The following is a 22,719-nucleotide window of genomic DNA, read 5'->3' as shown; positions in this document are numbered from 1 at the left end:
GCGTCGCGTCGCATTCTCCTACATTCGAACGTTTACGTGGTCGTAATCGTGGTCGTGGTCGTGGTCGTGGTCGTGGTCGTGGTCGTCAACGATAGGCCGTGAACGACCACGACCACGACCACGATTACGCTCACGTTCACGTTCACGTTCACGTTCACGTTCACGTTCACGTTCACGTTCACGTTCACGTTCACGTTCACGTTCACGTTGGTGGCCGAGGGGGGAGCGGGCAGGCTTCGTGCCCTGAGCGTGACCGAACGAGCTTGGTTAACGCCCATGGGCGGTGGGAAAGGGGCTGTCCGCGTCGTTTTGGGGCCAGGTGGTTTTTTTGAAATGGGAAGCGGGGCGGGCGTCCCTTCACGTTCGGTCACTGCCGGTGTTGGACGGCGCGTCACGGCACCGCGCAAGGAGGAATTATGTCTTCGAGGCTATCAAGAGCACTGTCTCCCTTTCTCGTCCTGAGCGCCGTCTCGCTCGTTGCATGTAAAGTCGATGTCTCCCTCGGCGGACCCGGCACCAGCTCCACCACCAGCACGGGGATCGGCGGCAGCGACGGTACCGGCGGCAGCGATGGTGCCGGGGTGGGCGGGGGCGACTCCGGCACGGGCACGGGCGGCTGGGTTCCGCCGCAGTTCACGCCGGACAAGGTCGATCTGCTCTTCGTGGTCGACAACTCCGGATCCATGTCGGACAAGCAGGAACTGATGCGCCTGGTGCTCGCCGACTTCGTCGACGGCATGACCAACCCGTTCTGCGTCGATCCGACGGGTGCTGCTCCGCCCTTCCAGCCCTCGAGCGGGTTGAGCGCATGCCCCGCTGGCACCCTGCGCGTGCGCACCCCGGTGCAGGACATGCACATCGGCGTTATCAGCAGCAGCCTCGGCGGCCACGGGTCGGCCGCCTGTCAGGCGACGACGTCCGTTTCGAACGTCGACATGGCCCACCTCCTCGCGCGCTCCAATGAGGCGTCGACCGAGAACGACCTGCCGACCTACCAGGACAAGGGCTTCCTCGTGTGGGACCCGACCGGAAGCCACGTCCCCGCGGGAGACTCCGATCCGGCGGCGCTCGCCGAGAAGCTCAGCGACATCGTGCAAGGGGTCGGGCAAGCCGGGTGCGGCTTCGAGGCGCCGCTGGAGAGCTTCTATCGCTTCCTCGTCGATCCCGAGCCGTATGCGACGATCGGCGTGTCGTCGGCGAGCGAGGACATTGCAGTGACCGGGCTCGACACGACGCTCCTGGCGCAGCGGAAGGCGTTCCTCCGGCCGGACTCGCTCCTGCTCATCGTGATGCTCTCCGACGAGAACGACTGCTCGATCAAGGAGGAAGGCAAGAACTACCTCGTCGCCGAGACGGGAGCGGGCTTCAGGTTGTGGCGGCCGCGGAGCGAGTGCGCGACCGACCCGAACCATCCGTGCTGCACGTCTTGCGCACAGCAGCAGGACGGTTGCCCCGCGGATCCGGCCTGCACCGGCCCCGATGGCAACCCCGCCAGGCTCACCGCGGCGGAAGACCCGGTGAACCTCCGGTGCTGGGACCAGAAGCGCCGCTTCGGGATCGACTTCCTCTACCCGATCGAGCGGTACACCCGGGCGCTCACGGAGCGCATGGTGGTATCGAGGAGCGGAGAGCTCGTGCCGAACCCGATCTTCTCGGATCTGGACCCGAGCGATGACAACACCCGGACCCGAGGGCCGCAGCACGTCGTGTTCACCGGCATCGTCGGCGTGCCTTGGCAGGACCTCGCGCGCCAGAATGCGCTCGGCGAGCCCGATCTCCGGCGCGGCCTGAACCAGCTCGGCCAGTCGGTCGGCGGGCTCAAGAGCGCCGCCGAGCTCCTCGACCCGCCGTACGCCACGACGTTCAGCAGCACGTGGGATGTCTTCCTCGGCGATCCAGCGAACCACGTCGTGGCCGGGGATCCGTTCATGATCGAGTCGACGGCGCCCCGCTCGGGCATGAACCCGATCACCGGTGCCCCGACCATCCACCCGAGCTCCGCGGGCTGGAACGCGATCAACGGCCGCGAATATACGATCCCAGCGGGCAGCGTTGGAGATCTCCAGTACGCCTGCATCTTCCCCCTCGCCGAGGAGCGCGTCTGCGAAGGCATGGCCCAGTCGTGCGATTGCAGGGCGGTCGCCGGCATGAACGTCGACAGCCCGCTGTGCAAGCCCGAAGGCACGAACAACCCCGCGGATCCCGGGGCGCGGTCCACGACGCAGGACCACGCCAAGGCCTACCCCGGCCTCCGCGAGCTGCAGCTGATCCGGAGCCTCGGGGAGCGCGGGGTCGCAGGCTCGATCTGCCCGGCGCAGCTGGCCGACCCCTCAGCGCCCGACTACGGCTATCGGCCGGTCATGAACGCCGTGCTCGACCGGCTCTCCACCGCCCTCTGACGCCCTCGGACGCGTCGACGCCCCCATCGACGCGGCCCGCCCAGGGGCGGCGCGCGGAATGCATAGAATGCAGACGAATGCATACGAATGCATACGCCGCCCCTGGTCTCGCGGAGGAGACGACCTCCGCGCGCGCCCGCGGACCCTCCCGTCAAGCCGTTGGCACAACCGCGACACAGCAAGACACCGCGATCGCGGTGCCCGCGACGAGGATCGCGCGCTCCGCCCGAATTGCGTCCGCCCCCGTTGGCACCGAAGGTGCTTCAATGCGGCGTTCGGACAAACGCAACGCGGAGGTTCTGATGCGCCACAAAGGGCTGGCTCTCTTGCTGATCGTGATCGGGCTCGTGGGCTGCGGCAGGAACGACGGCGACACCGGTGAATCGGTGGATCCGTCCGAATCAGAAACGTGCGGCGGGTTCCTCGGGACCAGCTGTCCCGACGGGCTCGCCTGCGTCGACGACCCGAGCGACGACTGCGACCCCGAGCACGGCGGGGCGGACTGCCCCGGCGTCTGCGTCGAGGAGCCGTCGACGACGATGTGCGGGGGATTCGCGGGTTTCCCGTGCCCCGACGGGCTCGAGTGCGTCGATGATCCGAGCGACGACTGCGACCCGAAGCATGGCGGGGCGGACTGCGGCGGCATCTGCGTGGAGCCGAAGCCCAAGCCGACGATGTGCGGGGGGTTCGCTGGGTTCGCGTGCCCCGAGGGGCTCGAGTGCATCGACGATCCGAGCGACGACTGCGATCCGAGGCATGGCGGGGCGGACTGCGGCGGCATCTGTGTGGTGGCCGAGCCCCGGCCGCCTGCGTGCGGTGGCATCGCGGCGTTCGAGTGCCCCAAGGGGCTCACCTGCATCGACGATCCGGGCGACGACTGCGATCCGGCGATCGGCGCGGACTGCGGCGGCATCTGCGTCGCGCGCTGAGCCGGCGCGCAGCCGCTGCCGAAGGGGATGCGCCGTCCTGACGAGCGGGCGCGCCCGGCGCGCGACGGCGCTCAGTAACGGTGCTTCCAGAGCAGATCGAGGCTCGTCGCCGGGTTCGCGCCGGTGGCCATCGCCGCCCGCACGGACCAGTCCCGGCGGAAGCGCCACTCGAGGCTCACCTCGGTGCGCGCCTGCGCGCCGGTGTTGCCGCCCCCGGACCCTGGCCCCTGTCCTTGCCCCGTCGGCCCCGCCTCGTAGCTCGCGCTCGCGGTCACCTGCTGCCCGAGCTGGTAGCCAACGGTCGTCTTCAGCGCGCCTTCTTCGGTCGTGCCCAGCTTCGTCTCGAAGTTCCGGAGCGGACCGATGCTCTGGAGGATCATGTTGAGCTGCGCGGACGCGAGCCCCGTCCCCACGCTGGCCGCGACCCCGCCGGCGGCGCTGCCGCCGCCCGACGCGGGCTGCCCGGCGGACGTGCCGCCCGCCAGCGTCCCCTCCGCGAACTCCCTGCCGAGCAGGAGCTCGGCGATCACCTCGTTCTCCGGGCGCGGCGGCTCCGAACGGAAGGTGATCTTGTCCTCGGTGATCGGGTTGAGCTGCCCCACATAGTCGATGAAGATGCGCGTCCCCTCCGGCGTGTCGTGGTACGCCCTCACGTTCAGGAACGGATTCGACGGATCCCCCTGCAGGGCGACCACGCCAGGCTCGATCTCGAACTCCTTGCCGAGCACCTCGAGCCTGCCCGACACGATGTTCACGTTGCCCCGGATCTCGGTCTCTCCCGCGATCTTGATGCGGAGCGGGTGCGCCCGATCCCCCGACAGCGAGGCCTGCACCATGTCGCCCTCGACGCCGATCCTGCCCAGGTGGACCTCCATGGCGATCGGCGTGCCGCCCGCGCTCTCCTTCGCCTGCTCCGGCGGCTCGGCCGGCGCTCGCCGCGCCTCGTAGTCCTTCTGGCTGAGCGGCGCCGACGTCGTGATGTCCGGGTTCTCGCCGAGCGGCTGCACGCTCCGCCCGATCGTGGGCGGCAGCGTCAGATCGAGCGAGGGCACGTCGACGCGGACGGCGATCTCCTCGGCCCGCTTCTCCGCCGCGAGCTCCACCCGGCCGCGCACCTCGCCCATCGGGACGCCCTCCAGCGCGATCGGGAGGGCCCGGCCCCTCGGGATGGAGAGCTCGGCGCGGGCGTTCCGGAACGCGAACCCTTCCATCTGGAGGGTCGCTTTCCCGCGGACCTGGCCGTTGCCTGCGTCGGCGCGGAGGTCGTCGATGCGGAGCTCGCCGGAGGGGCTCGCGGCGACGCGGAACGAGGCGTTCTCGAACGGCTGGCCGATCGTGGCCACCTGGACGACGCCGCCCTCGAGGCGCATCTCGCCGGAGAAGCCCGCCTGCGCGCCGAGCCCGAGCCGCACCTCGCCGTCGAGCGTGCCGTCGAGCCGGTTCACCGAGCCCTGCACGAACGGCTCCAGCGCCCTCAGGCGGAAGCGATCGACAGCGAGCGACACCGAGGCGTTCCGATCGTCGGTGGGCGTCGGGATCGCGTTCGCATCCCACACCATGGGCGCCTGGGCCTTGGCCTCGAGCCGGCCGCCGTCGCGCCCGGCGAGCCGCACGCTGGCCACGGCCGCGGTGCGCCCTGCGCCGCCCGGCGGCGCGATGTCGAGCGACGCCTCGGCGGTCTCGTACCGCGCGTCGGGGCCGAGCGTGAGGCCCGGGAACTGAAGGTGCGCCCTGACCTCGGGCGCGGCCTCGAACAGCCCGCGCACGGAGATCTCGCCGCGCGCCTCGCCGCCGATCTGCATGTCGGCGAGGACGGGGACCTCCGCGAGCGGCAGATCCGCGATCTTCGCCTCGAGGCTGCCGTTGCTGAAGCGCCGAGCGGAAGGGGCCCCGCCGAGGAAGGCGGCGGCGTCCGCGCCCAGCTTCGCCTTCGCCGTCAGGTAGGTGATCGGCCCGCGGAACGCGTACGCGTCGAGCGCGGCGTCGCGCCCGTCATAGACCAGCAGCGTGTCGACCCGGAGCTTGCCGAGGAGCGAGGGGCCGGTCGTGCCGCTCACGTTCGCGGCCGTCGCGCGGGCCACGACCCGGGGATCGGCGAGCTTTCCCGCGAAGTACACGTCGAGCCCCGCGGAGCCGGAGAGCACCGGCGTCCGCTTCCCGAAGGCGGCCAGCTCGGTGAGATCGTTGAGCCGGCGGCGCGGCACGCGCAGGTGCGCCGCGATCGCCGTCCGCGGGAGCGCCGCGGCCGGATCGGCCAGGAGCGCCGGCAGATCCGCGTCGAGCGCGGCCGAGAGCTCCGCCACGAGCTGGCGATCGAACACCGACAGCGTGACGTGGGCGTCGCCGGTCTTCGCGTCGAGATCCCCGGCGATCCGCGCGTCCAGCTTCCTCGACACCCACGCCGGCGCGCCCGTCTGCTCGTCGATCGGCCCCGCCGCGCGCAGGCCCTCCGTGCGGACAAGGAGGTCCCGCACGGACGGGAGCCGCTCTCCCGCCTCGCGCGCGACCGCGAGGCGCGCGGTGAGCCGGCCCGCGAGCTCGCTCAGCGCGAGCGGGACCGGCGACGCCTGCGCCAGGCACCCGAGCTGCCACGCGTCGGCGTCCATGCGGGCCGAGCCGGTGACGGTCTGCCAGGTGCGGGCCGAGAGCAGCGGCCCGCGAAGCCTCGCCGCGCTCCCGTCGACCAGCACGCGCGCGATGGCGCCGTGGCACACCGGCGGGGGCGGCGGCCTCTGCTGCGGCGCCGTGTCGAAGGCCGTGGTCCACGCCTCCTCGGGCGTCGCGCCCGGGCGCTGGGCCTCCCGCGCCTGCGTCGGCGGCGGCTCGGGCGGCGCGAGCAGCCGGACCAGGCCGTCCGCCTTCAGCGCCTCCCCGTCGAGGCGCGCCGTCACGTTCATCGAGAGCCGCGGCGCCACGCCCGGGACCGAGCCGTCCTCGAGCTCGATCTGGACGCGCCCCGCGCGGCGCGCCCCCCGGCCGTGCACCGACACGTCGAGGTTGGCGAGGCCTCCTATGCCGAGCGGCGCCCCGGTGATGTCGCCGATGCGCGCGAGGTCGAGCGCGGTGCCGCGGAGGTCGCCCTCGATCTCGTCCCCGGCGAGCGAGAGGCTCCCCTCGAGCTCCCCCACGCCGTCGCCGCGCAGCGCGAGCCCGCGGAGGGCGATCCCGCGGTCCCACGCGACGCGGGCGGCCTGCGCGGTCACCTCGTCCTCCCCGCGCGCCACCTCCACGCGGAGCTGCCGCGCCTCGCTCCGCGGCAGATCGAGGTGGGCCGAGGCCATGATCCGGCGCTCCGCGCTGGCCAGCGACACGCGGACGTGCGGCGCCGTGACGGGCCCCGCGGCGCTCGCCGCCACGCTGCGGAACGCGTACTGCTGGGCGCGTAGGTCCGCTCCGCGGAACGCGCCGCCGATCGTGAGCTTGTCGAGGGGCCCCGTGGCCTTGGCCCGGACCTCGCCGCGCCCGAGCTGCAGATCGGACCCGACGCGGAGCCCGGCGACGCGCACGGTCGCCTTGGCGTCGAGCGCGTCGTCCCTGAGCGCGCCCTCGACGTGGAGCGCGGCGCTGCCGTGGATGCCGCGCGGGACGCGCTGCACCGCGCTGAGCGACGGGATCTCGCTCTGCGCCTCGAACTGGAGCACCCCCTCCTTCGAGCGGGCGACGCTCGCCTCGATGGGCGCGCCGGGCTCGTGGATCGTCGCCGCGGCCCGCAGCGCGCCGCGCTCGAGGGTCGCGCGCGCTTCGGTCGCCGGCACGCGCTGCCCCGCGACGAGGAACGGCTCCGTCCTGGCCTCGGCGATGACGCGCGGCCCGCCCTCCTCGTCGAGGTGGATCTCCCCTCGGGCCTCCGCGCTCACCCGCGCGGCGGGCGCCGTCCCGACGAAGGCGCGCGGGTCGAGCTCGGCGATCCGCACCTCGGCCGTGATGCGCTTCGGGTCGAGCGCGTCCAGCCGGGCGCTGGCGGTGATCTCGCCGGTCACGGCGTCGCCTGCGACGAGCGGATCGAGGACGGCGACGTGCGCCGTGACGGCCAGGTCCGAGAGCGCTCCGTGGGCCGTCACCAGCACCGAGAGCGGCCGGGCGAGCGGCGCGCTCGGATCGATCGCGAGGGCTGCCTCGGGCGTCACGCGCGCGGACGAGACCCGCGCCGTGAGCCGCTCGTCCTTCAGGGTCCCCTCGGCCGTGAGCGGGATCGCCCCGACGCTCCCTTCGAGCTTCGCGGTGAGCTCCATCGGCGCGTCCGCGGGCACGCTGACGCTCCCGGAGATGCTCGTCGCCTCGACCGGGACCGGCAGCAGGCGCCGCTCGGTGATGCGCACGCGCTCGAGCGCGTACCGGCTCCGGTCCGCCACGACGACGCCGCCGGCGAGGTCCTCGATCGTCGCGTCGATGGGGCTCCCTGGCGCGACGGTGCCGTGGACCGCCGCGCGATCGAGCACGACGCGCGACAGCTCGAGGCGGAGCGGCCGCGCAGGCTCGGCGGGCGGCTCCTCCGACGGCGTCGGCGTGAACGCCTCGGCCAGGGTGAGCGCGCCTTGCTCGTCCTGCTCGAGCAGCACGTCCGCGTCCGACACACGGACGAGCGGGATCGTGACGGCGAGATCGCCGTCGCCGAGGAGGAGCTCCGTCGCGATCGACAGCGCATTGAAGTCCGCGTGGACGCCGCTGACGCGCAGGAGCTCGGTTCCGTTCGGGTGGCTCACCGTCACCCTGGAGATGTCGGCGGTGAAGAGGCCGAGGCGGTCGATGTGCTCGATCTCGATCCGTCCCTCGAGGCTGGACCGCAGCGTGTCGTTGACGAGCTGCCTTGTCAGGTTGCGGGTCGACGAGGTGTTCAGGTGAACGACCGCGCCGACCGCCACCGCCGTGACAAAGACGGCGCCCAGGCCGATCACGCTGGCCGACACCGCGGCCGCGCGGGCCAGCGCCCGGCGGAAGCGGCCTTGCCGGCGCGGGGCGCCGGCGCCGGGCGCGGGAGGGAGGGCGGGAGTCTCTGGCATATCGCCTATGGACCGCTCCGAGCGCGCGGGAAATCGTGGCCGGGGACCTCGTGAGGCGGCGGCGCCGGGATCTCCTGCGTGTGCGCGGGCGCTGGCACCTCGGGCTGGTGCCTCGTCCCCGGATCCCCTCCGGGCTGCGCCGTCCCCGGGAGCTGGATCTCGCGGTCCGGCGACTCGCGGCCCGGCGAGCCTGGTGAATCAGGGGTCGCCGGCGATTCGCCGGGGGGGCTCGCCGCCGGCGGCGGCACGCCGGGCTTCCAGGGTTCACCGTTCGGCGCGATGTTCGGCGCGCCGTTCAACGTGCTGTCCAACGTGCTGTCCAACGTACCGTTCCTCTCATTCCGCGGTTGCGACGCGTTCTTCATGGCCTCCACCCTGTCTCCGGATCATGCCGGCATGCGGCGCCCGAGCGCGAGCGAGATCACCGCGAGCACCAGGAACGCGACGAACAGGATCTTTGCGATCGACGCGGCGCTGGCGGCGATCCCGCCGAAGCCGAAGATTGCAGCGATGATCGCGATGATGAAGAAGGTGACAGTCCAGCCGAGCATGATGTCCTCCAAAGGGGTTTCAGGGGTCGATCCGTTGTCTTCGTGGAGACGACCTCAACGTGGTTCCTGATGGCGGCTGTTCGCCGCGGTTCCTTGCGGTTCCTTGCTGTTGGAGCATTGCAGCCCCCGTGCCGACCGGCGGCAGAGGCTGTCGGCCGGCGCGTTCTCGGCAGCGCGAGGCGGGCAGCGTCGAGATCGGCCCCAGCCGCTTCCGTCCGGGCGCGCGTGCAGCGCCTCGCGCCTGGGGCAAGATGCCTCGATCGTGACAGGGTGGATCTGCGCGGAGCGCGGAACGCGGGCGTCGGGCGAGCGCGCGCCCGCGCCTTGCTGCTCCGTGCCGACCGCGCCTGCACGGAGCCTCCACGCGGACGCCCTGCAACTTCCCGGAACGGGCGACTCCGGACGGGCTATAAGGGCCCGGCCATGCCGAAATCGAAGGTCGCTGTGATCCGCACGTCGCCTGCGACGGTGCTCTCGGACTACCACCGGCTGATGAACCTGGCCGGTTACCAGGATGTGGTCGCCAAGGACGCCGACACGGCGCTCAAGGTGAACATCTCCTGGCATTTCTTCTACCCGAGCTCATCCACGACGCCCTGGCAGCTCGAGGGGGTCATCCGGGCGATGACGCAGGACGGGTACTCGAAGGACCTGATCCACGCCTGCCACAACCGCACGGTCGTCATCGACGCCCACCTCGGCGAGCGCGAGAATAAGCAGATCGACGTCGTGCAGGCGCACGGCCTGCGCAACGTCCACCTCTACGAAGGGGAGGAGTGGATCCCGATCGGGGACGCGGTCGGCGATCTGCGGAAGAAGTTCCTCTGTCTGAACGAGGTGTACCCGAAGGGGTTCTCGATCCCGAAGCGCTTCATCGGGGAGAACATCATCCACCTGCCGACGGTGAAGACCCACATCTTCACGACGACGACGGGCGCGATGAAGAACGCGTTCGGCGGCCTCTTGAACGAGCACCGGCACTGGACGCACCCGGTGATCCACGAGACGCTCGTGGATCTCCTGATGATCCAGAAGAAGATCCACCGCGGGGTCTTCGCGGTGATGGACGGGACGTTCGCGGGCGACGGCCCGGGGCCGCGCTGCATGGTGCCGCACGTGAAGAACGTGCTGCTCGCGTCCTCGGACCAGGTGGCGATCGACGCCGTGGCGGCGAAGCTGATGGGGTTCGATCCGCTGCGCGACCTCAAGTTCGTGCGGCTGGCGCACGACCTCGGCCTCGGGACGGGCGACGTGCGCGACATCGAGCTCGTGGGCGACGTGGACGCGGCGAACGAGCAGTGGAACTTCGATGGACCGTTCAAGGAGATGACGTTCGCCTCGCGCAACCAGCACCGCATCTACTGGGGTCCCCTGAAGAAGCCGATCGAGTGGTCGCTCAAGACGTGGCTCGCCCCCTGGGCTTACGTGGCGTCGGTCACGTATCACGACATGTTCTGGTATCCGCGCTACGCGAAGGAGAAGATGGCCCCCGTGCTGGAGAGCCCGTGGGGACGCCTGTTCGCGAACTGGGGCAAGGTGCAGCCCGACGCGGAGGGGCGGGGCTACCCGGAGGTCGGCGAGGCGAGCCACGAGCTCGTCCGGAGCGGCGTGAAGCACTTCCTGGAGGGCATGCGCCTCGTGGGGATGGCGGTCGCGGAGTCCCCGGAGATCATGGTCCGCAAGCGGGCGCGCGCGCAGGCGGCCAGCGGGGGCGGGGCGGCGGCGGTGTAGTCCTGGAGCGGTGGCTCCGCGCTTCGGGCCAAGAGCCGAGCGGAGCCGCTCAACCGCCCGTGGGCGGAGCGAAGACCTTGAGGTAGAGCTCGTCCACTGCCAGGTCGCAGCCGATCGACGCGATCTGGAGTCGCTCGCCCGGGCCGAGCACACGGAGCAGCCAGGTTCCATCCGGCTGGCGGCGGAAGTGCTCGACCTCTACCTGCTTCTGGGACAGCAGGACGTAATCGGCGATCGATGGAATACCTCGATACAGGGCGAATTTGCCCCCGCGGTCGTAGCTCTCCGAGGAGTCGGAGAGCACCTCGAAGACGGCTGTGGGGTTGAGCAGGGTGTCGCGGTGTTCGTCCTCGAACAGGGGCTGGCCGCAGACGACCGAGGCGTCGGGGTAGACGTAGCGGCCGGTCGTCACGTTCTTGATCCGCAGGTCGGACGCGTGCGCCTCACTGGGACGCGCTCTCAGCGAACTGCGAAGCTCACCCACCACATTGGCGGCGATGAGGCTGTGCTCGCGCGTGCCGCCCGACATCGCGAACACCTCGCCGCCAGCGTACTCGTGCTTCACCTCGGAGGAGCGCTCGAGCGCGAGGTACTCCTCCGGCGACAGCTTCGCCTGGGGCGCCTTCTGGGCCATTCCGGATCCTACCATGCCCGCCCGAGCGCAGGCGGCAGGCGGGGGGACGGGGCGGCGGCGGGATACCGCGGGGCGGGCGGCCCCAGGAGCGCCGCCTGGCCGAGGCTCAGCGTGCCGCGCTGGTCGCGTGCGACGGCCGTCGCCCCGACGTCACGGCCGGCGCGGCGCCCGCGACGAACCTGACGCGCACGGGCTTCGGCCGGAGCGGCGGCAACGACCGGGCGAGCCGCTCGTAGGCGTCGCGCCCCACGCGCCGCTCCTCGTAAACGAGCGTCGCCCAGATCTCCGCCTCGCGCGCCTCCGCGTGCTCGGCGGCGCGCGGATCGAAGCGCAGCCCGCGCTCGATGGCGCTGGCTCCGGGGATGCTCTCGTCGGGGCGGCGCGCCGCGCGATCGCGGAAGACGCCGGGGCCGAAGCGGTCGTACTGGAGGATCGTGTGCGCGGTCGACACGGCGCCGGCCCACGGATAGCTGCGCAGGGTCCAGCCGCGCGACAGGTCGGAGAGCCGCGCGTCGACGTCGGCGCGCTCGGCGTCGGTCTTCCACGGCTCCCGCGGGACGAAGAACAGGCCGAGCCCGAGCTCGTCGCCCTCGAGCGCGAACACCTCGTCGATCCCGAAGCGCTCCGGGGTCTGCGCGACGAGCGCGCCGTGCGTCAGCCCGAACTCGCCGACGATGTAGACAGCGAGCGCCTCCCGCCGCGCGCGCAGGAAGTCGAGCGTCTCGACGGCCTCGGCGTGCGTCTCGGTGGGGAAGTCCGTGAAGCACATCGCCTCGGCGGCCACGCCAGCGGACGCGAGGTGGTCGATGACGTCGGAGACGACCTCGACGGGAGCGCCCTTGTCGATGAGGCCGAGGACGCGCGGCGACGCCGACTCGACGCCGAGCGCGCACGCGACGGCGCCCGCGCGGCGCAGCACGTCCGCGCGCTCCCTGGTCAGGTACTTCTCCGGCTTGAGGTCGGTGGCCCACCGCACGTCGAGGCCGGCGTCGAGGATCGCCTGCGCCATCTTCACGAGCGTCTTCGGCGCGACCGAGTCCTGCGACAGGTAGAAGTGGCGTGTGCCGTGCCGCGCGGCGAGGGCCCCGAGGTGCGCCACGATCGCCTCGACGGCGCGCTCGCGGTACGCCGCCGTGCCGACCTCCGCGAGCCCGTAATGGCAGAAGGTGCATTTGCCCCAGTAGCAGCCCCGCGTCGGGTCGTACGGGAGCACGAGCGCCGGCGCGAGGTACGCCTCCAGGGGGAGCCCATCGAAGTCGGGCGGGGGGAGCGCTTTCAGGTCCTCCATGCCGTGGCCGGACGTCCAGCGCGCGCCCATCAGGCGATCGCGCACGACGACGTTCGGCACGTCCCGGAGCGGCCGGCCCTCGTCGAGCGCGCGCGCGAGCGCGAGGAGGGTGTGCTCGCCCTCGAACAGGCACGCCGAGTCGAACGGGCCGAGGGCGCGCGCGAGCCGCTCGCCCGACAGCCGGAGGAGCAGCTGCGTGACGCCGGGGCCGCCGCACGTGACGTGCGCGCCGGGCAGCGCCTCCTTGATCTTGCGCGCGAACGCGTACGCGGGCTGGAGCTGACCCGGGAAGCACACGGAGAGGCCCACGATGTCGGCGCGCGCGTCGCGGAGCCGGGGAACCAGCGTCTGCTGAACCCAGGCGTCGAAGGGGTCGTGCTCCGGCCGGCTCGAACGGGCGATCTCGTCCATCGACGTGAGGCCGAACGGCGTGCGGTAGGCCGTGAAGTCGAGCTTGAGCGGGTGGTGCGTGGCGGACACGACGCCGAGCGCCGCCTCGATCGTCGCGACCGCGCGGGCGTAGGCGTCCGGATCGTAGAAGGCGTCAGGGGAGCGGAGCGTGGCCTTGGCGATGTCCACCGCATCCGGGACGGCGTGCGCGTCGCCGCGCGCGCGGGCGAGGGCGACGTACTCGAGCTGGTCTGTGTGCGGGAGCGCGGGGCGGCGGTCGAGCTCGCCGAGGCGCGCCTCGAGGCGGTCGCGGAGGTCGGCCATGCGCTGCGGCGTGAGGAGCGCGTCGAAGGCCTCGATGTTCGCGTCGATGGGCAGGACCTCCACGCCGTTCGCGCGGAGGAAGCCTGTCAGCATCGGCACCGCGAGGTACGGGGCCGTGGGATCGCAGGTCGGCGGATAGACGAGCGCGATGCGCATTCGGGCGCCGCTCTAGCACAGGGCGGGAGGGGTGTCCGGCCCGTGCGGCCGGCGCGGCGCAGGGCACGGGCGCGCCCGACGGCGCAACTCCGAGCTTCCGACGTAGTATCGTCTCCGACATGACACGCGCTTCGATGTCTGCGCCCAGCCCGCGAGTCGCTGTCACCCCCCTCGGCCCCTCCGCCGCCGCGACGGTCTGCTTCCGCCTTCGCGGCCGGCTCCATGTGACCGTCGTCGTGAAGGCGACGTTCGCGCTCGTCCCCGAGGGGCGCATGTCGCTCGTCGCCCCGGATCCGATCGCGGCGGAGGAGCAGCCGGATCCTTCTGGCCAGCGCCTCCAGGTCGCGAGCGACCTCGCGCCGTACCTCGATCCGTGCGGCGTCGTGGTGACCGGCCACGCAGAGCTGCCTCCGGGCTTCTCGTCGCCGCACGCCATGGTCCGGCTGACGGTCGTGCAGGACGGCCAGCTCCGCATCGACAAGCAAGCTCAGCTCGACGGCTCCGCGCGCGTCGGGCCAGCCCGCTCCCACGTCCGTATCGACGGCTTGGGGCCGCTTCCCCGCACCTCGCCGCTGCGCAGCCGGCTGCTCGGCGCGGTCGACGCGCGCCGCGTCCACGGCGCGCTGCTCGACATCCCCGAGGGGCTCGACTGGAGCTACTTCCAGGCGGCGCCCATGGATCAGCGCATCCCGGCGCTGCGCGGCGACGAGTGGATCGTGCTCGGAGGCATGATGGCGCAGCGTCCGAAGCTCCGGACGCAGCTGCCCGAGGCGCGCGGCGTCGCGCGGCTGTACCGACAGAAGCTTGCCTCGCCGCGCGCCGGGGAGCCGATCTCGCTTCGCGCCGACACGGCGCACATCGACGTGGATCGGCGGCGCTGCTCGGTGGTGTGGCGCGGCCATACGCCCGTCGAGGAGGCGGAGATCGAGTCGCTGCGCGTTCTTGCGGGCGTGGAGCTCCCGGCGCAGCCGATCGCATGGGCCGATCCGTTCGCCGCCGGCGGCGCGTCCGCTGCGCGCGCTGCGCCCTCGGGATCGGCCTCGCAGCAAAACCCCAAGGCCATCACGCTGGACGGCACCAACCAGCTCAGCCCCGAGGACGCTGCCAGGGTGGTTGCGGCGGCGGCGACCCCGTTCAGTGCCACGCGAGGGCTTTCGGAGCCTGCGCGCTCGGTGACGCCGGCGGCGTCGCAGCCGGCCGTCGCCCCGCGCGCTGCTGCGGCCCCTCCCGCGCGGCCCGGTGGCGTCCGCGACCTGCTCGGGGAGACGGACGCGCTCGATCCCGAGGACGCGGCCAGGGCGGTGGCCGCCGGGGCGATGCCGTTCAGCACCACGCGAGAGCCTTCGGAGCCTGCGCGCTCGGCGCCGCTTTCGACGTCGCAGCAGGCCGTCGCCTCGCGCGAGGCAGCCGTCGCACCGGCGCGGCCCGGCGGCGTTCGCGATCTGCTCGGGGAGACGGACGCGCTCGAGCCCGAGGACGCGGCCAGGGTGGTGGCCGCCGGGGCGATGCCGTTCAGCGCAACGCGAGGGCCTTCGGCGCCTGCGCGCCCGGCGACGCCGGCGATATCGCCGCCCTCCGCTGCCCCCGTCGCACCGGCGCGGCCCGGCGGCGTTCGCGATCTGCTCGGAGAGACGACCTCGCTCGAGCCCGAGGACGCGGCGAGGGCGATCGCCTCCGCCGCGACGCCGTTCGATGCGCCCCGAGCTCCGGTCGCCGCGCCGGTCGAGCCTCCGCGCCAGGCAGCGTCATCGAGCGCGCCTCCAGCGCCCCCTTCGCTTCTCTCGCCAGCGCCTCCCGTCGCCGCGCAGGTCCATGTCCCGCCGTCCATCATGTATCCGCCGGGCTCCAGCGAGGCGAGCGCCTTGCCCGAGGGGCTCGGTGCTCAGTTCCTTGCCGCGATGGCAGCCGCAGGGCTGCTTCACAGCTAACACCCCCCAGGAACTGCCGAGCCAGCGTCGCTCCGAGCGGCGTCGCCGATGTCGCGTCGGCTCTCCCGATCAGCTTCGCTGGCATCGGGCTCAGCCGTCCATTGCGGTCGAGCGGTCGCAGCATGTAGGATGGCTCGGGCTGAATGCTGCCCGCGGTCTGCCCGCGCACGCGCTCTGAACAGGGGGAGAGGCCATGCACTCGTTTCAGGTCGACGGACTGGAGCACGAGCTCCGTGTGACGCGGTTCGAGGGGCGCGAGGGCATCTCCGAGCTCTTCCATTTCGACGTGCTCGTCGCTTGTGCGGACAGGGACATCGCGTTCGCCGATGTCGTGGGCAAGACGGCGCTGCTCACCTGGCAGGTCGGCGAGCTGCCTCGGCACCTCCACGGTGTCGTCTCGAGCTTCGAGCAAGGTGAGGAGGGCAAGCGGGTCACGGCCTATCACGCCACGGTCGTACCCGACGTCTCCCGCCTCGAGCATCGCAGGAACAGCCGAATCTTCCAGGCGCTCTCCACCCCGGAGATCATCGAGAAGGTCCTGCGCGCGGCCGGGATCTCGAGCAAGGGTTATCGCTTCGTGCTGAGCGGCGCTTATCGCCCGCGGGAGTACTGCGTGCAGTACCGTGAGAGCGACTTCGCCTTCGTGTCGCGCCTGCTCGAGGAGGAGGGCATCTGTTATTTCTTCGAGCACGACGAGGGCGGCCACGTGCTCGTGTTCTCTGACGGTGCGTCGGGGCACGGGCCGATCGCGGGGGAGAGCACCGTCGTGTTCCGGCCGCCGCTCGGCGCGCTCCACCAGAGCGAGCACGTCTCCCGTTTCCGTTATGTCGAGCGGGTGCGCTCCGGGAAGGTGACGCTGCGCGACTACAACTTCAAGAAGCCCGGCCTGTCGCTCGAGAGCAACGCCCAGGCCGAGGCGGACGACGACCTCGAGGTCTACGACTATCCCGGTGACTACGACGCACCCGGCGCGGGATCGAGCATCGCCAAGATACAGCTCGAGCAGATCCAGAGCTCGCGCAAGACCGGCAGCGGCGAGGGCGTCTGCCCGCGCTTCGTCCCTGGCCAGACCTTCACGCTCGCGGAGCACGCGCGCGACGATTTCAACCGGGAGTATCTGCTGGTGTCCGTGCGCCATGAGGGCCACGAGCCCGCGGTGGACGCTGTCTCCGAGGGCGACGCCGCGGCCTACCGGAACCAGTTCCAGGTCGTGCCGTCCGACGTCCCCTTCCGTCCGCAGTCGGTGACGCCATGGCCGACGATCAAGGGGATCCAGACCGCGATCGTTGTCGGTCCTTCTGGCGAGGAGGTCTATACGGACGAGCACGGCCGCATCAAGGTCCAGTTCCACTGGGATCGGGAGGGCAAGAAGGACGCGCAGAGCTCGTGCTGGATCCGCGTGAGCCAGATCTGGGCGGGCTCTGCGTGGGGCGCGGTGTTCCTGCCGCGGATCGGCCACGAGGTGGTCGTCGACTTCCTGGAGGGCGATCCGGACCGGCCGCTCGTGGTGGGGAGCGTCTATCATGGCACCAACGTGCCGCCGTACTCGCTCCCTGCGGAGAAGACGAAGAGCACCATCAAGTCGAACAGCTCGAAGGGCGGCGGGGGATCCAACGAGCTCCGGTTCGAGGACAAGAAGGGCTCGGAGGAGATCTTCCTGCACGGTCAGAAGGACTGGAACATCGCGATCGAGCACGACAAGAAGCAGTGGATCGGGAACGACGAGGCGCTCGAGGTGGACCACGACCGGAGCAAGGTGGTGGGGAACGACCAGAGCGAGCAGATCGGCGGAAACAAGAGCATCGACGTCGCGAAGAACCACACCGAGAGCATCGGCGAGGACGAGACCCTCTCGGTCGGGGGCAACCGCTCGGTCAGCGTAGCGGGGGATCACACCGAGTCGGTCGCCGGGAGCCAGTCGATCGACGTGGGAAAGAGCCAGAGCGCGTCGATCGGCAAGAACAAGAGCGAGACGGTTGGCGGATCGAGCTCGGAGAGCGTCTCCAAGGGCAAGTCGACGAGCGTGGACGAGGGCTACACCGTGACGGTGGGCAAGGACATGACGGTGACGATCGGGCAGAGCGCGAAGGAGGAGGTGAAGGAGAAGAAGACGATGATCATCGGGGAGAAGCTCTCGATCCAGTGCGGGGACGCCACGATCACGGTCGAGAAGAACGGGAACGTGACGGTGCAGGGGAAGAAGATCACGGTGAAGGGCGAGGGGCCGATCCGGGTCGAGGGGAAGAAGCTCGACGTGAAGAGCGAGGGGGCGGTGAACGTCGAGGCGTCGGGGAACGTGAAGATCAAGGGGAGCAATGTGGGGGTGAACTGAGGTCGATGGGGGGATCGCGGGCGCTTCGGGATGAGGGGGAGCGGAGAGGAGCTGGGTGATGAGAGACGACGGGCGGGCACCGGCGGCGGAGGCGAGCGGCGAGGCGATCCTGATCGAGGAGGGGGAAGGGGAGGCTGCTGCCGCCGGCGGGGAAGCGGCGGACGAGGGTGGGGGAGAAGCGGGAGCGATCGAGGGCGCGGAGGGGCTGCTCGAGCTGGTGGTCGCGGCCCACGAGGAGCGCGTCCGGGCGGAGGCTGAGAAGGCCGGGCCGATCGAGGGCGTCGTGGTGGGGCGGATCGTCGGATTCGCGCAGAACGGCGATCCGCTCGTCGAGGCGGCTGTCCTGGGAGAGGGGGCGCGCGGGGGGATTCCGGCGCGGGCGATGACGGCGCTCGGGCCCGAGGACGAGGGGCGGGAGGTGGCGCTGCTGTTCGAGGGCGGGCGGCGCGACAGGCCGGTGGTGATGGGGCGGATGCACGTGGCGGGGGAGAGCGCCGGTGCGGCGGTGCAGGCTGGGGCGACGGCGACCGCCGATGGTGAGCGGCTTGTGTTCACCGCGGAGAAGGAGATCGTGCTCCAGTGCGGGAAGGCCAGCATCACGCTGACGCGCGCTGGGAAGATCTTGATTCGTGGGGCTTATCTGCTGACCCGGTCGTCCGGCGTGAACCGGATCCAGGGTGGATCGGTGCAGATCAATTGAGCTCGACGATCGAGGCCGAGATCTTCGAGCAGCACGCCCTGGAGGCGGCGTTCCTGTGGTCCTACCGGGATGCTGCGGCCGTGGATCCGCTCTACGATTTGCAGAGCCTCGGTGAGCTGGACGAGCGGCTGGAGGCGCATGTCGACGGTCTGCGGTTGGCTGGCGATGCGGGGTGGGAGATCTGCAAGGGCGCCATCGACGAGGAGGAGCCGGGGAGCTTGTTTGCGCCCATGGTGCTCGCGGTGGAGCGGAGGGATCTGAAGGGCATCGCTCAGGTGCTCGACGTGGGTGGCGGCGTGCCGGCGCTGGCGCGGGCGATCGTGTCGGCGCTGGGGTGGGTGAGTTTTGATAGAGTGCGGGCGATCCTTCCGGGGCTGCTCTCGCACCGGGTCGGGCCGGAGCTGCACCGCATCGGGATCGCGGGGTGCGCGGTCCACAGGCAGGACCCGGGGGCGGCCTTGGGATACGCGGTGATGTCGAGCGACCCGCGCCTGAGGGCGCGAGCGCTGCGCGCCGTGGGGGAGCTCGGGCGGGGGGATCTGCTGGGTGAGGTGCGCGGAGCGCTGGGCAGCGAGGACGAGGCGTGCCGGTTTGCGGCGGCGTGGTCGGCGGCGCTGCTCGGCGATGCGGCGGCGCTGAGGGTGCTCGGGACCATCGCGGATCGTGGAGGGCCGTTCGCGGAGCGGGCTTGCGCGACGGCGATGCGGAAGACGGATCCGGGGACGGCGCCCAGCTGGCTGCGCGCGATCGCCGGGACGATGCGGGGGGCGCGCGTGGCGCTCGCGGGGGCGGCGGCGCTCGGGGATCCGGCGCTGATGCCGTGGATCATCGAGTGCATGGGGACGCCGGAGCTCGCGCGGGCGGCGGGCGGGGCGTTCACGATGATCACCGGGGTGGACCTCGAGGAGGCGAAGCTGCGGGGGGAACGGCTGGCGGGGTTCCAGGGCGGGCCGAGCGACGATCCGGAGGACGAGGACGTGGCGATGGATCCGGACGAGAGCTTGCCTTGGCCGGACAGGGAGAAGATCGCGACGTGGTGGGGGAGTCGGGGGAAGGAGCTGAAGCGGGGGACGCGACACCTGCTCGGCAGGCCGTTGGCAGTGGAGTGGCTCGGGGAGGTGCTGCAGAAGGGGAGCCAGCCGGCGAGGGGTGCGGCGGCGGTGGAGATAGCGATGCGGAGGGGGCGGCGCGAGGTGGTCGAGGTGCGGGGGCCGGTGTTGGGGCACGACGGGGGACCGGCGAGCTGCTGAACGCTGCCCAGGCGGCTGGCGAGCAAGGCCACATCGGCAACCGGGCAGGAATCGAATCTCGTGAGAGGGAGGTTTCGATGGGCGTGACAGTGGGAGTGAACGCGATGTCGGTGGTCCACAAGGACAGCGGTGGGGTTACCCCGAGCTTCCCCGACGTCTGCAAGACCCCGAGCCCGGGCGGGCCGATCCCCATCCCGTACCCCAACATCGCCGTCGCCAGCGACACCGCCAAGGGCACCAAGAAGGTGAAGTGCGACGGCAACCCCGTCTGCGTGGCGGACTCGAACTTCAGCACCAGCACCGGCGATGAGGCGGGGACCGCGGGGGGCGGGGTGGCGTCGAACAAGACGAAGGGGAAGGCGGAGTTCGTGAACTACTCCTTCGACGTGAAGTTCGAGGGGAAGGGCGTGGCGCGAGCCCTCGACATGATGCTTCATAACGACAAGAACACGCCGCCGTTCCCGCTGGTGCAGGGGCCCGTGGTGGTGATCCCGGCGCCGGGGCCCGCCGTGACGAAGCAGTGCGCCTGCTGCTCCGAGTCGCTCGGCTGAGCGGAGGGGCCACGGCGGAGCGGACGGAGATCAAACTATGTCCCAGAAGCAGCACACGGCGGATATCGCACACGACCTCAATCACCATCCCGTCCCGAGGGCGACCGAGGGAGGCCAGTGCTTGAACCGGCATGTCGGGCGGATGGAGGTCTCCTGCAGCCACAGCTGGCAGGGCTTCAAGAAGGCAGAGCTGACGCGCGGGCTCTACGATTGGCCGAAATACGAGGGCATGAAGAAGACGACCTTGGCCGTCCGCTGCGGGACGAGCGGATTCCAGTGGCGAGAGCGCAAGGCGCCTCGTCCGCACGAATGGGACGTCGGGAAGCCGGGGCGGCGTGGAAAGGTCAACCACAAGGACAGCGCGAACGTCCCCTATTATCATGAGGCGCATCACCTGATCCCGAACGGCGTCCTGAACGGTTGCATTCAAGACAAGTTCGGCAGCATCGACGCGGTCCTCTGGGCGGTGCGCGCGGGGCTGCTCGATGAGGGCTACAACATCAACCACAAGGACAACATGATCCTGCTCCCGCTCGACGCCGCGATCGCGCGCCAGCTCGAGCTGCCGCGTCACCGCGAGTTCGGCTCGTACAGCCACCGGACCTACAGCAAGCACGTCAAGACGAAGGTCAATAAGATACTCAGCGCGAACCAGCAGAACATCGACAACTGCGAGCTGACGAAGTACTCGGATATGAAGGACCAGCTCGTGTCGCTGTCGGAGACGCTGTTCGGGCGCGTGGTCACGGCGGGCAAGGAGAAGCTCTCCAGCCTCGACGACATGAGCAGACAAAGGTTCAAATGAGGGCCGCGCGCGGGCCGAGGAGACAGACGCGATGAGCTTTCACTTGCTGTCGACGACGGGCGATCTAGCGGACGAGGATCTGGTCCTGATCGAGGACCCTCCCCGGGGCATGGGCATGAAGAGCTACTGCATGGCCCGCGGTGTCCGCGCCGTGCCGCATTACCCGGAGAACGCCAAGATCGATCTGAGAGAGGAGAACCCGGGCATCAAGCTCTCGTCGCTCCTCGGCAACACGGAGAGCTATCTCATCGTCTCATCGGCGATGAAGGACGTCATCGAGCAGCACTGCCAAGGGGTCGACATCGAGTACCTCACGTTCACGCTGTACGATCATCGCAAGCGGGTGTACTCGAGAGATTACTGGATCGTCAATCCGATCGGAGCGTTCGACTGCCTCGATGAGGGTGCCAGCGGGGTGAAGTACGGCAAGCAGGGGAGTGTCACCAAGATCGAGAAGCTCGTCCTCGACAGGGGCAAGATCGACGCCTTGCCGGCGTTGTTCCGTGTGGACAAGGAAGTGACCGAGTACATCGTGCGCGCCGACCTGGCGCAGGCCCTGAGGGCGGGCGGCTTCACGAACGTGCTGCTCGAAGCGCTGGATGTGGTCGGCTGAGCGCCGGTGAAGCGTTGCTCGTGGAAGTCCTGGGAGAGCGATGGACCTGGTGATTACAGGCTACGGTGCACTTTCCTGTGTCGGCCAGAGCGCCGCGACGACCTGCGCATCGATACGCGCTGGGCTCTGCGTGCCACGGGAGATCCCCTGGTTCAGCGTGCTCGACGAGGAGCAGCAAGTGTCGGTCCCGCTCACCGGTTATCCGATCCGGGGCTACACCGAGGGGTTCGTCGAGCTCGGGAGGCTCATCCGGCTCGCTCAGGGGGCCGTGCACAGCCTGCGGGATGAATCGAGCCTCCCCGCGGCGGTCGACGCGCGAACCTGGGAGCGTACGGGGCTCGCGTTCATCGGGCCTCCCCTCAACGAAGAGCGATTCGAAGACGCCGCGGGCGACGTCGAGGAGCTGAAGGCGTCGCTCTCGGCTCAGCTCGTCCGCGCGCTCGGGCTGCCGATACCCCAGCGTTCGGTGGCGCTCCTCGACATTGGTCCGGCTGGCGCGGCCGAGGCGATCAAGCTGGCTGCTCAGCGCATCACCCAGCGGGAGCTCGATCGCGTCCTCCTCGTCGCGGCGGATTCATGCCTTGACACCATCACCTTGGAGTGGCTGCTGGATCGGGGGTGGCTGAAGTCGCCGCAGAACCCTGTCGGGCTCGTCCCCGGCGAGGCTGCGGCGTGCGTGATGCTCGAGTCGCGCTCGGCCGCGCAGCGGCGGGGCGCGCCGATCGTGGCAGCGGTGCACGCGGCCGTCACCGACCGCGAGGAGGCCCACGTGCTCGCCGGCAAGAGCAGCGCCGGTGCAGGCCTCGCTCGCGCCATCCATCAGGCCGCCTTGCACGGCTCCGCCCCTGCCCGCTTCGAGGGTGACGTCATCCTCGATCTCGACGGTGTGCCTTGGCGCGCCGCGGAGTGGGGCTACGCCCAGGTGCGGTGCGCCGATGTGCTCGGGCCGTACGTGAGGCTGGTGCTCCCCTGCGGTTCGCTCGGGCACGTCGGCGCGGCGAGCGGGGTGCTGGGGCTCTTGATCGCGGCGCGCTCCTTGGAGCGCCGCTACGCCTCGCGCGCGCGGTCGCTCGTGCTCTCCAGCTCCGGCTGGGGCCATGTTGGGGCGGTGCTCGTTGGAGCGGGGAGGTAGAGGTCG

General features: G+C 70.9%; 17 protein-coding genes. 11 read left to right on the top strand and 6 right to left on the bottom strand.

The window, feature by feature from the left end:
• Positions 1-32 precede the first annotated feature (32 nt).
• Positions 33-200 (bottom strand): hypothetical protein, encoded by a 168-nt coding sequence (locus tag WMF19_RS28500; RefSeq protein ID WP_437893235.1) that lies wholly within the window; start codon positions 198-200, stop codon positions 33-35.
• 216 nt (positions 201-416) lie between these two features.
• Here WMF19_RS28500 and WMF19_RS28495 point away from each other — a divergent pair, with 216 nt between their 5' ends.
• Together WMF19_RS28495 and WMF19_RS28490 are read left to right on the top strand one after the other, a co-directional pair.
• Complete coding sequence (locus WMF19_RS28495; RefSeq protein ID WP_437893234.1) at positions 417-2,399, top strand: hypothetical protein; 1,983 nt, start codon at positions 417-419, stop codon at positions 2,397-2,399.
• Between the two features lie 302 nt (positions 2,400-2,701).
• Positions 2,702-3,328, top strand: coding sequence for a hypothetical protein (locus WMF19_RS28490; protein ID WP_437893233.1), 627 nt, complete (start codon positions 2,702-2,704; stop codon positions 3,326-3,328).
• Positions 3,329-3,399: 71 nt separating this feature from the next.
• On the opposite strand, the gene WMF19_RS28485 is transcribed toward WMF19_RS28490, so the two are convergent.
• From WMF19_RS28485 to WMF19_RS28475, 3 genes are all read right to left on the bottom strand, one after another.
• The gene (locus WMF19_RS28485) at positions 3,400-8,328 is read right to left on the bottom strand and encodes a translocation/assembly module TamB domain-containing protein (protein WP_437893232.1); all 4,929 of its coding nucleotides are present in this window, start codon (positions 8,326-8,328) and stop codon (positions 3,400-3,402) included.
• A 5-nt stretch (positions 8,329-8,333) separates the two neighbouring features.
• The gene (locus WMF19_RS28480) at positions 8,334-8,651 is read right to left on the bottom strand and encodes a hypothetical protein (RefSeq protein WP_437893231.1); all 318 of its coding nucleotides are present in this window, start codon (positions 8,649-8,651) and stop codon (positions 8,334-8,336) included.
• A gap of 63 nt (positions 8,652-8,714) precedes the next feature.
• Positions 8,715-8,879 (bottom strand): DUF1328 family protein, encoded by a 165-nt coding sequence (locus tag WMF19_RS28475; protein WP_012237660.1) that lies wholly within the window; start codon positions 8,877-8,879, stop codon positions 8,715-8,717.
• Positions 8,880-9,302: 423 nt separating this feature from the next.
• Between WMF19_RS28475 and WMF19_RS28470 the strand changes: the two genes are divergently transcribed.
• A complete protein-coding gene (locus WMF19_RS28470; RefSeq protein WP_272093945.1) occupies positions 9,303-10,610 on the top strand; it encodes a DUF362 domain-containing protein in 1,308 nt (435 codons plus the stop codon).
• A 49-nt stretch (positions 10,611-10,659) separates the two neighbouring features.
• Here WMF19_RS28470 and WMF19_RS28465 read toward each other — a convergent pair whose 3' ends face one another.
• Complete coding sequence (locus tag WMF19_RS28465; protein WP_437893230.1) at positions 10,660-11,244, bottom strand: Uma2 family endonuclease; 585 nt, start codon at positions 11,242-11,244, stop codon at positions 10,660-10,662.
• A gap of 106 nt (positions 11,245-11,350) precedes the next feature.
• The gene (locus WMF19_RS28460) at positions 11,351-13,402 is read right to left on the bottom strand and encodes a B12-binding domain-containing radical SAM protein (protein ID WP_437893229.1); all 2,052 of its coding nucleotides are present in this window, start codon (positions 13,400-13,402) and stop codon (positions 11,351-11,353) included.
• Positions 13,403-13,521: 119 nt separating this feature from the next.
• On the opposite strand from WMF19_RS28460, the gene WMF19_RS28455 reads away from it, so the two are divergent.
• The 8 genes from WMF19_RS28455 (at position 13,522) to WMF19_RS28420 (ending at position 22,713) form a co-directional block, all read left to right on the top strand.
• A complete protein-coding gene (locus WMF19_RS28455) occupies positions 13,522-15,330 on the top strand; it encodes a DUF2169 domain-containing protein (RefSeq protein ID WP_437893228.1) in 1,809 nt (602 codons plus the stop codon).
• A gap of 193 nt (positions 15,331-15,523) precedes the next feature.
• Positions 15,524-17,662, top strand: coding sequence for a type VI secretion system Vgr family protein (locus WMF19_RS28450; protein ID WP_437893227.1), 2,139 nt, complete (start codon positions 15,524-15,526; stop codon positions 17,660-17,662).
• 217 nt (positions 17,663-17,879) lie between these two features.
• Positions 17,880-18,362: a DUF6484 domain-containing protein gene (locus tag WMF19_RS28445; protein WP_437901689.1), complete on the top strand. Its 483-nt coding sequence runs from the start codon at positions 17,880-17,882 to the stop codon at positions 18,360-18,362.
• On the top strand, positions 18,359-19,612 hold the full coding sequence (locus WMF19_RS28440; protein ID WP_437893226.1) for a TIGR02270 family protein: 1,254 nt from the start codon (positions 18,359-18,361) through the stop codon (positions 19,610-19,612). The genes WMF19_RS28445 and WMF19_RS28440 overlap by 4 nt, the downstream gene beginning before the upstream one ends.
• Before the next feature lie 77 nt (positions 19,613-19,689).
• Entirely contained in the window at positions 19,690-20,163 is a 474-nt protein-coding gene (locus WMF19_RS28435) for a DUF4150 domain-containing protein (RefSeq protein ID WP_437893225.1), read from the top strand.
• Positions 20,164-20,200: 37 nt separating this feature from the next.
• Complete coding sequence (locus tag WMF19_RS28430; protein ID WP_437893224.1) at positions 20,201-20,968, top strand: AHH domain-containing protein; 768 nt, start codon at positions 20,201-20,203, stop codon at positions 20,966-20,968.
• Between the two features lie 31 nt (positions 20,969-20,999).
• Positions 21,000-21,581, top strand: coding sequence for an imm11 family protein (locus tag WMF19_RS28425; RefSeq protein ID WP_437323029.1), 582 nt, complete (start codon positions 21,000-21,002; stop codon positions 21,579-21,581).
• 130 nt (positions 21,582-21,711) lie between these two features.
• Entirely contained in the window at positions 21,712-22,713 is a 1,002-nt protein-coding gene (locus WMF19_RS28420) for a hypothetical protein (RefSeq protein WP_437893223.1), read from the top strand.
• The last annotated feature ends 6 nt before the right edge of the window (positions 22,714-22,719 follow it).

It is taken from the genome of Sorangium sp. So ce124, from assembly GCF_051525235.1.
GTDB classification, from domain to species: Bacteria; Myxococcota_A; Polyangia; order Polyangiales; family Polyangiaceae; genus Sorangium; species Sorangium atrum.
This window is presented reverse-complemented; position numbering and strand designations above follow the sequence as displayed.

Coding starts and splice junctions, on each gene's coding strand:
- WMF19_RS28495 (WP_437893234.1), top strand. CDS start 417: ATGTCTTCGAGGCTATCAAGAGCACTGTCTCCCTTTCTCGTCCTGAGC.
- WMF19_RS28490 (WP_437893233.1), top strand. CDS start 2,702: ATGCGCCACAAAGGGCTGGCTCTCTTGCTGATCGTGATCGGGCTCGTG.
- WMF19_RS28485 (WP_437893232.1), bottom strand. CDS start 8,328: ATGCCAGAGACTCCCGCCCTCCCTCCCGCGCCCGGCGCCGGCGCCCCG.
- WMF19_RS28475 (WP_012237660.1), bottom strand. CDS start 8,879: ATGCTCGGCTGGACTGTCACCTTCTTCATCATCGCGATCATCGCTGCA.
- WMF19_RS28470 (WP_272093945.1), top strand. CDS start 9,303: ATGCCGAAATCGAAGGTCGCTGTGATCCGCACGTCGCCTGCGACGGTG.
- WMF19_RS28465 (WP_437893230.1), bottom strand. CDS start 11,244: ATGGCCCAGAAGGCGCCCCAGGCGAAGCTGTCGCCGGAGGAGTACCTC.
- WMF19_RS28460 (WP_437893229.1), bottom strand. CDS start 13,402: ATGCGCATCGCGCTCGTCTATCCGCCGACCTGCGATCCCACGGCCCCG.
- WMF19_RS28455 (WP_437893228.1), top strand. CDS start 13,522: ATGACACGCGCTTCGATGTCTGCGCCCAGCCCGCGAGTCGCTGTCACC.
- WMF19_RS28450 (WP_437893227.1), top strand. CDS start 15,524: ATGCACTCGTTTCAGGTCGACGGACTGGAGCACGAGCTCCGTGTGACG.
- WMF19_RS28435 (WP_437893225.1), top strand. CDS start 19,690: ATGGGCGTGACAGTGGGAGTGAACGCGATGTCGGTGGTCCACAAGGAC.
- WMF19_RS28430 (WP_437893224.1), top strand. CDS start 20,201: ATGTCCCAGAAGCAGCACACGGCGGATATCGCACACGACCTCAATCAC.
- WMF19_RS28425 (WP_437323029.1), top strand. CDS start 21,000: ATGAGCTTTCACTTGCTGTCGACGACGGGCGATCTAGCGGACGAGGAT.